Origin of the sequence: Nonomuraea sp. NPDC049709, from assembly GCF_040674815.1 — a bacterium.
Lineage (GTDB): Bacteria > Actinomycetota > Actinomycetes > Streptosporangiales > Streptosporangiaceae > Nonomuraea.
The window spans coordinates 1-12951 of sequence record NZ_JBFANM010000076.1 but is presented as its reverse complement, the minus strand read 5'-3'; the positions used below and the strand labels follow the sequence as shown (position 1 = coordinate 12951).

General features: G+C 68.3%; 10 protein-coding genes, 1 tRNA gene and 1 pseudogene. 8 read left to right on the top strand and 4 right to left on the bottom strand.

Features of this window, described 5'->3' with window-relative positions:
* Positions 1 to 55 precede the first annotated feature (55 nt).
* The gene (gene glp / locus AB0J69_RS48605; RefSeq protein WP_364132677.1) at positions 56 to 1243 is read right to left on the bottom strand and encodes a gephyrin-like molybdotransferase Glp; all 1188 of its coding nucleotides are present in this window, start codon (positions 1241 to 1243) and stop codon (positions 56 to 58) included.
* Positions 1230 to 2132, bottom strand: coding sequence for a UTP--glucose-1-phosphate uridylyltransferase GalU (gene galU / locus AB0J69_RS48600; protein WP_364132675.1), 903 nt, complete (start codon positions 2130 to 2132; stop codon positions 1230 to 1232). The genes glp and galU overlap by 14 nt, the downstream gene beginning before the upstream one ends.
* A gap of 24 nt (positions 2133 to 2156) precedes the next feature.
* On the opposite strand from galU, the gene AB0J69_RS48595 reads away from it, so the two are divergent.
* The 3 genes from AB0J69_RS48595 (at position 2157) to AB0J69_RS48585 (ending at position 4624) form a co-directional block, all read left to right on the top strand.
* Positions 2157 to 2726: a 5-formyltetrahydrofolate cyclo-ligase gene (locus AB0J69_RS48595; protein WP_364132673.1), complete on the top strand. Its 570-nt coding sequence runs from the start codon at positions 2157 to 2159 to the stop codon at positions 2724 to 2726.
* Between the two features lie 24 nt (positions 2727 to 2750).
* The gene (locus AB0J69_RS48590) at positions 2751 to 4256 is read left to right on the top strand and encodes a potassium/proton antiporter (protein ID WP_364132671.1); all 1506 of its coding nucleotides are present in this window, start codon (positions 2751 to 2753) and stop codon (positions 4254 to 4256) included.
* 68 nt (positions 4257 to 4324) lie between these two features.
* Complete coding sequence (locus AB0J69_RS48585; RefSeq protein ID WP_364132670.1) at positions 4325 to 4624, top strand: FmdB family zinc ribbon protein; 300 nt, start codon at positions 4325 to 4327, stop codon at positions 4622 to 4624.
* 489 nt (positions 4625 to 5113) lie between these two features.
* Here AB0J69_RS48585 and AB0J69_RS48580 read toward each other — a convergent pair whose 3' ends face one another.
* Complete coding sequence (locus AB0J69_RS48580; protein ID WP_364132668.1) at positions 5114 to 7081, bottom strand: MFS transporter; 1968 nt, start codon at positions 7079 to 7081, stop codon at positions 5114 to 5116.
* A 110-nt stretch (positions 7082 to 7191) separates the two neighbouring features.
* Here AB0J69_RS48580 and AB0J69_RS48575 point away from each other — a divergent pair, with 110 nt between their 5' ends.
* Genes AB0J69_RS48575 through mscL form a run of 3 tightly spaced genes read left to right on the top strand, consistent with a single transcriptional unit; the run spans position 7192 to position 9010 of the window.
* The gene (locus AB0J69_RS48575; protein WP_364132667.1) at positions 7192 to 7998 is read left to right on the top strand and encodes an S-methyl-5'-thioadenosine phosphorylase; all 807 of its coding nucleotides are present in this window, start codon (positions 7192 to 7194) and stop codon (positions 7996 to 7998) included.
* Complete coding sequence (locus tag AB0J69_RS48570) at positions 7995 to 8588, top strand: flagellar biosynthesis protein FlgA (protein WP_364132665.1); 594 nt, start codon at positions 7995 to 7997, stop codon at positions 8586 to 8588. The genes AB0J69_RS48575 and AB0J69_RS48570 overlap by 4 nt, the downstream gene beginning before the upstream one ends.
* Before the next feature lie 23 nt (positions 8589 to 8611).
* A complete protein-coding gene (mscL, locus tag AB0J69_RS48565; RefSeq protein WP_364132663.1) occupies positions 8612 to 9010 on the top strand; it encodes a large conductance mechanosensitive channel protein MscL in 399 nt (132 codons plus the stop codon).
* 6 nt (positions 9011 to 9016) lie between these two features.
* Here the strand turns inward: mscL and AB0J69_RS48560 are convergent, their stop codons facing one another.
* Entirely contained in the window at positions 9017 to 10063 is a 1047-nt protein-coding gene (locus AB0J69_RS48560) for a D-alanyl-D-alanine carboxypeptidase family protein (RefSeq protein ID WP_364132662.1), read from the bottom strand.
* Positions 10064 to 10900: 837 nt separating this feature from the next.
* Here AB0J69_RS48560 and AB0J69_RS48555 point away from each other — a divergent pair.
* Together AB0J69_RS48555 and AB0J69_RS48550 are read left to right on the top strand one after the other, a co-directional pair.
* Positions 10901 to 10973 (top strand) — tRNA-Arg (locus AB0J69_RS48555).
* 1589 nt (positions 10974 to 12562) lie between these two features.
* Positions 12563 to 12951: pseudogene (locus AB0J69_RS48550) on the top strand (IS1380 family transposase); the annotation flags it as partial.

Genomic DNA, 12951 nt, shown 5'->3' with positions numbered 1-12951 from the left:
CTCCATCATCCCGGGCGCGCCCCCTGCCGCGAGCCCGCAGCCCCACCACCCGAGCTCACAGCCGGATCACCTCCACGGAGGCCCCGCCCGCCACCTCGGTCACGTCCTCGGGCACCACGATGAGGGCGTTCGCCGAGGCCAGGGCGGCGAGCTGGTGAGAGCCCTGCCCGTGGGCCGGCGACACCGTGCCGTCGGCGGCCAGCACGCCCCGCAGGTATGACCGACGCCCGAACGGCGAGCGCAGCGGCCCGGTGACCCGCGCGGTGACCGCCTCCGGCATGCCACCGGGCAGCCCGCGCATCTTGTCCAGCGCCGGGCGTACGAACAGCATGAACGATACGAAAGAGGACACCGGATTGCCGGGAAGGGCGAAGATCGGCACCTGGTCCTCCCCCAGTACGCCGAACCCCTGCGGCATACCCGGCTGCATCGCCACCTTCTCGAAGCGGACCGTCCCCAGCGGCGACAGAGCCTCCTTGACCGGCTCGTACGCCCCCATCGACACCCCACCGCTGGTGATGATCGCATCGGCCCGCACCAGGTGCGTGTCCAGCCGGTCGAGCAGCACGCCCGGATCGTCCCCGACGGATCCGGCGCGGAACCCCTCGGCCCCCGCCTCGCGCACAGCGGCCGTCAGGGTGTAGCTGTTGGAATCCCAGATCTGCCCGCGCTCCAGCGTCCCGCCCGGCTCGACCAGCTCGGCGCCGGTGGAGATGACGACGACCCGGGGCCGCGGCCGCGCCCAGACGCGCCGCCGCCCGACCCCGGCGATGATCCCGAGCTGCGCGGGACCGATCAGGGTGCCCGCCTTGAGCACGATCTCGCCGGCCTGCACGTCCTCCCCGGCCCGCCGGATCGCGTTGCCGGGCTCGGCGCGGCGGTCGATGCGTACGGAGACCGTGCCGCCGTCCGTCCACTCCACCGGCACCACGGAGTCGGCCCCGGCGGGCATGGGGGCGCCGGTCATGATGCGTACGGCATGCCCCGGCCCCACGGCCCGCAGCTCCACGGACCCGGCCGCCACGTCGTCGATCACCGGCAATGTAACCGGAATTTCCGACACGTCCTCGGCCCGCACCGCGTACCCGTCCATGGCCGAGTTGTCGAACGGCGGCAGCGGCACCGGCGACGACACGTCCTCGGCCAGCGTCGCTCCGAGAGTCTGCTCCAACTCCAGCTCAAGGGGGGCCAGCGGACGTACAGTGGCCAGGATCTCGGCCAGATGCGCGTCAACTGATTTCATCAAGGAACTCCCGCAGCCACGGCACGAATTCCGGCGCCAGATCTTCGCGATCTGCCGCAAATTTCACCACAGTCCGCAAATAGTCCAATTTGTCGCCCGTGTCGTACCGGCGTCCCCTGAACAGCACGCCGTGCACCGGCCCGCCGTCCTCGGAGCTGCGCGACGCGAGCGTACGGAGCGCGTCGGTGAGCTGGATCTCGTTGCCCCGCCCGGGCGGCGTCTTCTCCAGCACCTCGAACACGGCCGGGTCGATGACGTAACGCCCGATGATCGCCCAGTTGGACGGCGCCTCGTCGGCCGGCGGCTTCTCGACGAGGTCGGTCACGCGGACGACGTCGTCCTCGGAGGTCGGCTCGATGGTCGCCACGCCGTACAGCGAGACCTGCTCCTTGGGGACCTCCATCAGCGCGATCACGCTTCCGCCGAACGTGGCACGCACCTCGATCATGCGTTTCAGCAGCTGGTCACGGTGGTCGATCAGGTCGTCGCCGAGCAGGCAGGCGAAGGGATGGTCACCAACGTGGTGCTTGGCGCAGAGCACCGCGTGGCCGAGCCCCTTCGGCTCGCCCTGCCGTACGTAGTGCAGGGTCGCCAGCGAGGCGGGCTCGCGAACCTGGGACAACCGCTGCTCGTCGCCCTTGGCCTCGAGGGCCTCCTCCAGCTCGAACGCCCGGTCAAAATGATCCTCGATTGACCGTTTGTTCTTGCCGGTGACCATGAGCACGTCGAGGAGCCCAGCGGAGGCTGCCTCCTCGACGACATACTGGATCGCGGGCTTGTCGACGATGGGCAACATCTCTTTCGGTGTCGCCTTGGTCGCCGGAAGGAACCGGGTGCCCAGACCCGCGGCGGGCACGACGGCTTTCGTCACAGGGTCGAAGTCAGCCATGAGTAGACCCTAGTGGAGGGACCTGTGGACAAGTTGAACCTGCGCCGTGAGGTGAACGCGGCGCGCACCAACCTCTCCCCCGAACAACTGCGGGCAAACTCCATCAAGGTCCGCGAAACCCTGCTCGAACAACCCTGGGTACAGATGGCCGGCCTGGTGGCCTGCTACTGGTCAACGGGGTCGGAGCCGGATACGCACGGTCTCGTGTTCGCTCTCTGGAAACATGGGGCCACAGTCATCCTGCCCGTTCTGAGGGAGGACAACGACCTGGATTGGGCGGTGTACGACGGCCCGGACACGCTCGCCCCGGGGCGCTACGGGATCATGGAACCGGTCGACACCCGGCGCGGCGTGGACGCCGTACGCACGGCCGCCCTCGTGATCGTGCCCGCGCTGGCGGTGGACCGGACGACGGGGGTACGCCTCGGGCGCGGCGGCGGCTCGTACGACCGGGCCCTGTCCCGCGTCGGCCCGAACGTCCCGACGGTGGCGTTGCTGCACGACGGCGAGCTCATCGACGGAGTCCCCCGCGAGCCGCATGACCGGCAGGTCCGCTATGCGATGACGCCTTCGGGACTCACTAGTCTTATGTGAACGCAGATACGAGAGGGGAGCCAGATGACACTTGATGTCTGGCTCCTCCTCGGTGGCGCGATCGTCATCGCGGCCATCGCGTCCGTACGCATCGCCCATCGCACCGGTCTGCCCAGCCTTCTGGTGTTCCTTGGCTTCGGGCTGGCTCTGGGGCCTTCCGGGGTCGGGATCCCTTTCGAGAGCCCTCAGGTGGCCCAGCAGATCGGCCTGTCGGCGCTGGCGGTGATCCTGGCCGAGGGTGGTCTGACCACGAACTGGTCCCATGTGCGGCGTTCCGTCCCCATGGCCATGGTGATGGCGACCGTGGGCGTGGCGGTCAGCATCGTCGTGGTGGCGCTGACCGTACAGGGACTTCTCGGCATAGACGGAAGGACGGCGCTGATCCTCGGCGCGGTGCTGGCCTCAACGGACGCCGCCGCCGTCTTCTCCGTGCTGCGGAGACTGCCGCTGCCGCCTCGCCTGGCCGGGGTGCTGGAGGCGGAGTCGGGCTTCAACGACGCGCCGACGGTCATCGCCGTGGTGCTGCTCAGCGGGGCCTCGCACTCTCAGGCGACGCTGGGAACGTTCCTGCTCGAGACTTCGGTCGAGCTGGTCATCGGCGCGGCGGTCGGCCTCGCGATCGGCCCCACGGGCGCGTACGCCCTGCGCCGCGTCGCCCTGCCCGCCTCCGGCCTCTATCCCATCGCGGTGCTCGCCCTGACGTTCGTCTCGTACGGCGGCGCCGTGCTCCTGCACGGTTCGGGCTTCCTGGCCGTCTACCTGACGGCACTCGTCCTGGGCAATTCACGCCTTCCGCACCGGGCGGCGACCAGAGGCTTCGCGGAGGGCGCGGCGTGGCTGGCGCAGATCGGGCTGTTCGTCATGCTCGGGATGCTGGCCGACGTCGACGAGATGCCGTCGGCCATCATCCCCGGCCTGATCACCGGCACGATCCTGGTCCTCCTGGCCCGCCCGCTCTCGGTCCTGGTCAGCTCCCTGCTGACGTGGGGGCTGCGGCTGGGGCGGGTGGGCTGGCGCGACCAGGCGTTCCTGTCGTGGGCCGGCCTGCGCGGCGCGATCCCGATCGTCCTGGCGACCATCCCCTGGGCGGCCGGCGTCGAGGGTTCCAAGGACGTCTTCAACCAAGTCTTCGTGATCGTCATCGTGTTCACCCTGCTCCAGGGGCCGACGCTGCCGTTCGCGGCGCGGCTGCTCGGGGTGATCGCGCCGGGCGAGGCACACGACCTGGAGGTGGAGTCGGCGCCCCTGGAGGAGCTCAAGGCCGACCTGCTGCAGGTCAAGATCCCGATGGGCTCGCGCCTGCACGGTGTGGAGGTCTTCGAGCTCCGGCTGCCCGCCGGCGCCGCGGTGACCCTTGTCGTACGCGAGGGCAAATCCTTCGTCCCCGCCACCACCACCAGGCTCCGGGCCGATGACCAGCTCCTGGTGGTCACCACCGCCTCCTGCCGCGACCAGGTGGAACGCCGCCTGCGCGCCGTGAGCCGCAGCGGGAAGCTGGCCGGCTGGTACGGAGAGCGGGGGTTGGAATAGGTGTTTGACCCTATCGGTTACCATTAGCAGTCGCATCGCTCGAGTGCCAAAGTTTGAAGGAGGAGCGCGTGCCGACCTACCAGTACGCCTGCAACGACTGCGGTGAGCAGCTCGAGGCCGTCCAGAAGTTCACCGACGATGCGTTGACGGTCTGCCCGACCTGCCAGGGCAACCTGCGGAAGGTGTTCTCCGCCGTCGGCATCGTGTTCAAGGGCTCCGGCTTCTACCGGACGGACAACCGCTCGTCGTCCTCGACGGCCGCCGCTTCCTCGTCGACCCCGTCTTCGTCGAAGTCGGGAGAGAGCAAGTCGTCGGACTCGAGCTCGTCGTCCACGACCACCCCCGCCCCGGCCGCCGCCTCCAACTGACCCACCTGCTCGGGCTCGCGTACTGATGTCGCGCGGCCGCCCGGCGTGGTCCAGTACGGTCCAGCACTCGGCGCTGCCGCGCACCAGCAGCTGGGCGCCGAGCCGGCGTTCCTGACGCGCTGACCAGGCCCGTCCGTGGTCGGCAATGCGGGGGAACCGGCAGATTGTCCGCCTTCAGCCGGCCGAGCTCGCACCAAAACGGCGAGCCCAGCAACCTACGGCTCGACCAGGCGCTCGGCGAAGCGACAGGGCAGCCGGCCGTGGCTCCACCGGCCTCCCGAGGAACCGTCAGGCCGTCTGCTTTCGGCGGTCGGGCTCGCATGCTCGCATGAGGGATATCGCGAGCCCGCGATTCAGGCAGGCCGGCGGCGAACCGGCATGCCCTCCGCCGCCGCAACTGTCTTCGCCTCCACGGGGACAGCCTGCACCGTGTGGGGACGGCTTTCAGCATGCTCCCGCCTCCTCACCCACGATCCACGGCCCGTGCCACTACCGAGGCCGATCGACCGGATCCCCCAGGAGCTCCGGCGCGATCCGATCGACGAGCCGTTCGAGCTGCGGATCCGGCCCCCAGTCCGCCACCAAGCGCCTCAACCCCTCCCGTGAGCACCGCAGCAGCCGTACGGCCGCCTCATCGCCCGCCGACGTGAGCCGCAGGGCATCGCCGTCATCCGACCGCCGCACCAGCCCCGCCGCCACGAGCTGATCAACATACGGCCGCCCATGCTCCCTGCTCACCTTCGCCCGCTCGGCCAGCGCCTCGGCCTGCACCCACCCCTCCCCGCCCAGCCTGGCGACGACCCACACCCCTTGCGGCGGGATCCCGCTCAACCCGGCCAACGCCCCCAGCCGGTCGTAATAGCCCCGACGCAGATCCGCATCGGCCAGCCGTACGAGCCCTCTCTCCACCTCGGCCAGCGAAGACCGCTCCGCCGAGGTGGCCCCCAGCCCCTCCCCGATATCCGCCGCCTTCGTCGTCTCCCTGAGCCGGGCCTGCGGTATGAACCAGCTGAGCAGAAACGCCCCCAGCATCACAGGGCCGGCCACCCGGAACACGGCCGCGATCGAATCGGCATAAACGTGCAGGAACTCCAGCGCAAGCCCGCGCGGCAAACGCTGGACGACGGTCGGATCCTCCTGAACACTCCTCGGATCGAACCCCGGAGGCAACCGCGCACCACGCAGCACCTCCCGCAGATCGTCGCTCAACGTGGCCGAGAACACCGCCCCCAACGCCGCCACCCCGAACGACCCCCCGATCGACCGGAAGAACGTGGCCCCCGACGTGGCCACACCGAGATCCTTGAAGTCGACCGCGTTCTGCACCACGATCACGAGCACCTGCATGGTCATCCCCAGCCCGATCCCGAGCACCAGCAGGTATACGCCCATCGTGAGCAGGCTGCTCCGCTCGTCCATCGTGGAAAGCAGGAACATCCCCACACTCGCGAACGCCGTCCCCCCGATGGGCAAATACCGATATTTCCCGGTCTTGGCGATGATCTGGCCGCTCACGATCGACATGGTCAACATCCCCGCCATCATCGGCAGCAGGTAGACCCCCGACAGGGTCGGACTGACACCATGCACCACCTGCAAGAAGAGCGGCAGATAGGTGAGCGCCCCGAACATCCCGAACCCCACCACGAACCCGACCACCGACGACATCGCGAACGCCCTGACCCCGAAGAGCCCGAGCGGCAACACCGGCTCGGCCGCCCGCCGCTCGACGACCACCCAGCCGACCAGCAGGGCCAGCGCAGCCCCCGCCAGCCCCAGAATGACCGGATCGCTCCACCCGTACGTCGTCCCGCCCCAGGTCGTGAGCAGCACAAGACAGGACGTCGCCCCGCCGAGCAGCACGACGCCCGCGTAGTCGATCGCGTGCTTGGTACGTGTGTCGTCCCTCGGCAGCACCGTCGCGATCACGAACAGCGCGACGACCCCCAGCGGCAGGTTGATGTAGAAGACCCAGTGCCACGACAGGTGATCCACGAACAGCCCGCCCAGCAACGGCCCCACGATGCTGGAAACAGCGAAGACCCCGCCGAAGAACCCCTGGTACTTCCCCCTCTCCCGAGCCGAGACCACGTCCCCCACGATCGCCTGGGCCAGCACCATCAGCCCGCCCCCGCCGAGCCCCTGGACAGCCCGGAAGGCGATGAGCTCCCCCATGTTCTGACTCAGCCCGCAAAGCGCCGACCCGACCAGAAATATGCAGATGGCACTGACGAACAGCTTCTTGCGCCCGTACTGATCGCCCAGCTTGCCCCAGAGCGGCGTCGAGACCGTGGAGGCCAGCAGGTAGCCGGTCACGACCCAGGACAGATGCTCCAGCCCGCCGAGGTCGCCCACGATCGTCGGCAGGGCCGTGGACACGATCGTCTGGTCGAGCGCAGCCAGCAGCATGCCGAGCATGAGCGCGACGATGATGAGCCCGAGGCCTTGTTGCCGCATGCGGCGATCCTACTCTTCGTACTGGTGTACCTACTCTGGGCAATCGAGTTATCCACAGAACCCCGTTCTGGCCGTCCTCGCCTCCCGCCGATCCGGCTACTCTCTGCGCCATGGTCACTCGCGCAGACATCGGCGTCATCGGCGGTTCGGGCTTCTACTCCCTGCTCGACGACGCGGAGGAGATCCAGCTCGCCACGCCCTACGGCCCCCCGAGCGATGTCGTCACGGTCGGACGCATCGGCTCGCGTTCCGTGGCGTTCATCCCCAGACACGGGCGAGATCACCGCTTCCCGCCGCACCGCATCCCCTATCGTGCCAACCTCTGGGCACTGCGCATGCTCGGCGTCCGCCAGGTGCTCGCGCCCAGCGCCGTGGGTTCGCTGAGAGCCGAGTACGGCCCAGGCGCCCTGGTCATCCCCGACCAGCTCGTAGATCGCACTTCTGGCCGCGTCCAGACCTATTACGACATCGATGGCGCAGTCCATGTCTCCTTCGCCGACCCCTATTGCCCCTCGGGCCGGTCCACAGCCGTGCGGACCGCGCGCTCAGGCGGCTGGGAAACGGTCGACGGCGGCACGCTGGTGGTCATCGAGGGCCCGCGCTTCTCCACGCGCGCGGAGTCGCAGTGGTACGCGGGCAACGGCTGGTCGATCGTGGGCATGACCGGCTTCCCCGAGGCGATCCTGGCCCGCGAGCTGGCCCTGTGCTACACGTCCATCTCCCTCGTGACCGACCACGACGCCGGCGTGGAGGCCGGCCAGGGCGTCACCCACGACGAGGTCCTCGAGTTCTTCGCGCAAAACGTCGCCCGCATGCGCACCCTGGTGTCCGAGACCGTCCAGTCCCTCCCCGAGGAACGCACCTGCCCCTGCGGCTCGGCCCTCGACGGCATCAAGCTCCCCTTCGAGCTACCGTGATCCGGTCCTGGCTGACCCGCTACGGCCGTCGCCGCCGCCTCATCGCGGCGGCGCTCGCCGCCATCTCCGTCATGTCCGCCTTCATCGCCACCCGCCCGGCCACCCCCGCCACCACGGTCCTGGCCGCCGCCCGCGACCTGCCCCCCGGCCCCCTCCACCCCCAAGACTTCCACCCGGTCGCCCTCAACCATCCGCCCGCAGGAGCCGTCCACACCATCACAGCAGGCCAAACCCTGGCCACCCCCATGCGCCGGGGCGAGCCCTTGACCGATGTCCGCTTACTGGCCACCTACCCCCTCCCGCCCGGCCTGGTCGCCACCCCCGTGCGCATAGCCGACGCGGCCACGGCCACCCTGATCTCCCCTGGCTCGACGATCACCCTCCTGGCCTCCTACCGAGAAGGCGGCCCAGCCCGGCAGCTGGCCCCCGACACCACGGTGCTGACCATCCCCCGCCCGAAAGGTGCGGCATCACCGGGGGAAGACGGCGCCCTGATCGTCCTGGCCACCACCCCGACCCAAGCAGCCGACCTGGCAGCCGCCCAAACCCACGCCCGCCTTTCGATCACCATCAAACCTAACTCTCGGTAATCATTCGGCTACGATCTCTTGGCATGAACGGATTCAAGAAGTTCCTCATGCAGGGCAACGTCATCGACCTGGCCGTGGCGGTGGTCATCGGGGCGGCCTTCAACTCGATCGTCCAGTCGTTCGTCGCCGACCTCCTCACCCCGCTGATCTCGGCGTTCGGCGGGCTGCCCGACTTCTCCTCGCTCAAGGTCACGATCGGCCAGTCCAACTTCATGTACGGCAACTTCCTCAACGCGGTCATCTCGTTCCTGATGGTCGCCGCGGTGATCTACTTCATGGTGGTGAAGCCGTACACGCATCTCAAGGCCCGCTCCGCCGCCAAGGTCGAGTCGAAGACCCGTGAATGCCCCGAGTGCCTGTCGGAGATCCCCAAGGCCGCCTCCCGTTGCGCCTTCTGCAGCGCCGAAGTGGCCCAGGTCTAGAGAGGATCAGAGCAGAGAATCGATCTTGGGGTCATACTCCCAGTGCCACGGCTCGAACGGGCTGCTGTAGGCCCACGACGGATGGAACCACCCGTACCTCTTGGAGTTCTTCTCCATCCACACGAACTCCGCGGACCCGGACCTCTCCACCCCACCACACAGGTCCACAGCCAGCCCGAGCCCGTGGTTACTCCGCCCCGGCACCGCCGCGAAACCCGGCCGCCGATAGTAGATGGACTGCTGCTCGGCAAGATTCCGGTACGCGTCCGTCACGCACATGGACTTGCCGAACCGCTGCCGATAAGCCTCGTTCAGGCTCACGAAGGCGATGGTGGCGTCGGCCCGGAGACTGAACCCCTTCTGCTGCAGGGGGCAGAGCATGCTCTTGGGGATCAGCCCGTTGGGATAGTCACCGGCCGTGGCCGCCCGCAGCGGGTTGCACCCCAGCGCCGCCCGTCCCACCTTGTCAATCTTGATCCCCAGCTTCACGAGCGCCGCGGTCAAGGACTTCACGATCTTGTCCGACCGCTGCCGCAACGTATCGACCTCGGCCGCGAGCTGCGCCTCCGCGAGCAGGTTGCCGGCCCGGAGCTCCTGCGCCTCACCGGCGAGCCGCTCGGCCTCCTTGTGCAGCGCGCTGGTCTGCTCGACGGCCTGCTGCCGTGCGGCCACGATCAGGTTCGCGTCCGACAGGGCCCGCAAGGTCTTCTCGTCCGCGCTCCCGGACAGGAACGGTATGACACCACCGGCCACGAGCGGCTGCTCGTACAGCAACTCGGCCATCTGCGACACGGGCTGCCGCATGACGGCCAGCCGCTGCTCGAGCTCCTGCAACGCGGTCAGCTTGGTCTTGAGCTCCTTCTCGGAGGCCGCGATCTCGGCCCGCCGCTTCTCCAGCGCCTTGGTGGCTTCCTCGAGTTCCTTGGCCGACTGCTCGGCCTCTTTCCGCAACTCGGTCAGATTGGACGGATCATTCCGCCGCTCCAGCACCCGCTGGGCCTCCTGAGCCTGCGCCGGGGACGCCGTCCCCGCAGGCACAAAGAGAGAAGCCACCGCCATGACGACCGCGATCAGACCCGCTGATCGAGGGGCTGGCACGTTCGACTCCTCCGTTTGCAATCTCGTTACCCGGGTCAGGCACGCACGTTACTACAGCCCCCTGAGTACCCGGACCGAACTCCGAAGAGCTGTTATGAGACAAATAGCCCACTTTGCACACCCCACACGCACAGCAACACCCCCACACCCATCCATAGCGCCTCTACCGAGAGGTACGCCCGGCCACCACCCCCGGGTTCAGATCCCCGGCACCCAACTCCCCCTGGCCGCCTCCTGCTCCCGATCCCGGCACAACTCCCACAACCAGGTGTCCACCCACTCACCCGGGCACCCGGCCTGAGTCCGCACAGGAGCCGGCGTAACAGGCTCCTCAACCTCCACCTCAACCTCGGCCTCCGGATCCCCCTTCCCAGAAGCCACCTCCCGCCCCCGATCAGGCAAGGCCCGCACAGGCGCAGGCACAACGCCCTCGTACCACCGATCAGGCCGAGCCGGCGCAGGCACCAGCACCGGCGCGAACGCCACCTCCATCACCCCGCCACCCCGAGCAGCGGCCCCCTCCACCTCGAACCCGCGTATCTCCCCCGCCAGCAACCCGCCAGCAAGAATCGCCGGCGCCAGCAACGCCCCGAACAACACAACGGGCCGCCGACGGGCTTGCGTGCTTCGCCTCCTGGTCACAGGCAGACGCTATCCACGCACGACGAACAAGAATCTGATCACTTGTCAGGCCTTTACCGCAGCTCAGAGCACCCATAACCAACCCAGCCAAACTGATCGCCGCCCGACGTCCCACGCAGTGCCAGACTTTCGCTAGGCTTACGGGAGTCCGCCTCCGTAGCTCAGGGGATAGAGCACCGCTCTCCTAAAGCGGGTGCCGCAGGTTCGAATCCTGCCGGGGGCACTCACCTAGATCGCCATATTCGGCCCCTGACCTGCGGTTTCACAGCCGCAGGTCTTTTGTTTTGCGCCGTTGATAGGCAACCGACGGCGCCAGCATGCAGCCGGACGACCATGATCAGGGGATATGCACGGGATGATCTTGATAGCGTTTCCCCAGCTCAGGCCCTAGATCCCCGCCATCCCGGCCACCGGCAACCCCTACAGCCGCACCAAAATTGGACGACCACCACGAGGAATCGTGCCAAATACGTGCGCAAACCCCCACCGGAGGTGCCGTTCATCCCTGCACTGCCGTCACCATCCCGGCCAGTTCCCCACCCCGACAAGCTGCCCATCCACGAAGCTCGCACGGTCTCGTCATCCCCTACCGCGCCCGCCCATATACAACCCGCGCGAGGCGGGATTTGCGTCATCACGATCGCATCGATCCGACGAAGGAGGCTGCTTGATCGTTTTCGCCTGTACAGCACGCGGCGCCGTGATGACCGCGAAGATGGCGCGGGTGGCACTCCCCGGCCACTCCAGCCAGAAGTACGGCCATGGCCTGCTCCCCCATCTGCTGGAGCCAGCAACACACGCCGCGAACCCCGCAAACGGCCAACCCTGGCAACCATGGGAACCCAAGCCGGAAGAACACCGCGCCCGATTGCAGATATACCGCATCACCGGGCCCCGAACAGGCTCGGCATCGCGCCGGGCGACGTCCGCGGAACCGCCTTCATCCCCGAACGGCTGATGCGGCCGATCGCGTCGGCGGCGTTCGCCGAGCACGCCCGCCGTGTGCTGCCCGTCCAGCCGAGGCCGGTCGCTAGGCTGGGCATTGACGAGGTCCGCCGCGGGCGTCCTACGCTGGGCGCTGGAGGAGGCCACCGGCATCTGGGCCACGGCAGTGGATCGCCGACATACCGGCGTCGTGGATCCGTCCGGCGGCCAGGGGCTGCTCCGCCAGGTCGAGGGTCATACCATCGCCGCGGTGACCGGCTGGCTCGGTCAGCGGGGGTCCGCGCTGGCGCCACCTTCATCGACGGCGAACTCGTCGAACGTCCGACAGAATCACCCGTCCCCACAGCCGCCCAGGAACTCACGATCCACAGATCTTGACTGTTGCTCCGGCTGAGACTGCAGCGCTCCTTGGGCCTCGAAAACAGAGCGCGTGCGCGATGAGGAGCTGTGAGAGCTGTCAGCCCGCACGCCGGCGGGCCGTCCGGGTTGAGCCATGGGCCAGTTGGAGGGCATGGTCCCTGACGATGTCCGTGTCCTGCTGGTCAGCGATCTCAGCTTCGCACTCCGATGGCGCCCAGGGACGAGGACGAGGCTTACGCGCTCCGTGACCGTGTTCTGGGCCTCACCACGTCCGCCACTCGTCAGTGATATCGCTCCTGGGCACTCCTCGACGTGCGGCCAGTCCGTCGAGATCGACGCCTGCCTCCGCGAGCACTTCATCGATGTATGCGCACAACTGGTCACGTTCACCTCGGGTATTCAGCCGAGGGAGCCGGCTCTGCCTGAAACATGAGAAAAGGTGCCCCTGACCTGCAAGGATTTGGGTGTCGACGCCATATCCAGTGCAGAAGCAGGTGCACCTTTCTGGTGAACGAGCGTACCGGGTGGGACCGCCGGTTGTCTGTCACAGCCGACGGAAAAGGGCTGGTGGGTCATGCGGGAGCGGTGCTGCTGCACAAGCTCGCCGACCGGGTAGGGCTGACCCAGGCGCTCGGCAGGCTGTGGCCGGATGGGCAGAGCGCGACCTGGCGGAACCGCGCGCACGTCCTGGTCGCCCTGGCCGCGGCGATCGCGTACGGCGCGCGGAGCCTGCTGGAAGCCGAACGGCTGCAAACTCACCAGGCGGCGCTGTTCGGAGCGGCTCCCTCGGACTCCACCACACACCGCGCCCTGGCCGGCCTGGACGAGGCGATGCTCGCCCGTATCGCCAAGATGCGGGCGCAGGTACGGCGCCGCCTCTGGCGGCTGCTGCACCT

Coding starts and splice junctions, on each gene's coding strand:
- AB0J69_RS48590 (WP_364132671.1), top strand. CDS start 2,751: ATGACACTTGATGTCTGGCTCCTCCTCGGTGGCGCGATCGTCATCGCG.
- AB0J69_RS48575 (WP_364132667.1), top strand. CDS start 7,192: ATGGTCACTCGCGCAGACATCGGCGTCATCGGCGGTTCGGGCTTCTAC.
- glp (WP_364132677.1), bottom strand. CDS start 1,243: ATGAAATCAGTTGACGCGCATCTGGCCGAGATCCTGGCCACTGTACGT.
- galU (WP_364132675.1), bottom strand. CDS start 2,132: ATGGCTGACTTCGACCCTGTGACGAAAGCCGTCGTGCCCGCCGCGGGT.
- AB0J69_RS48580 (WP_364132668.1), bottom strand. CDS start 7,081: ATGCGGCAACAAGGCCTCGGGCTCATCATCGTCGCGCTCATGCTCGGC.
- mscL (WP_364132663.1), top strand. CDS start 8,612: ATGAACGGATTCAAGAAGTTCCTCATGCAGGGCAACGTCATCGACCTG.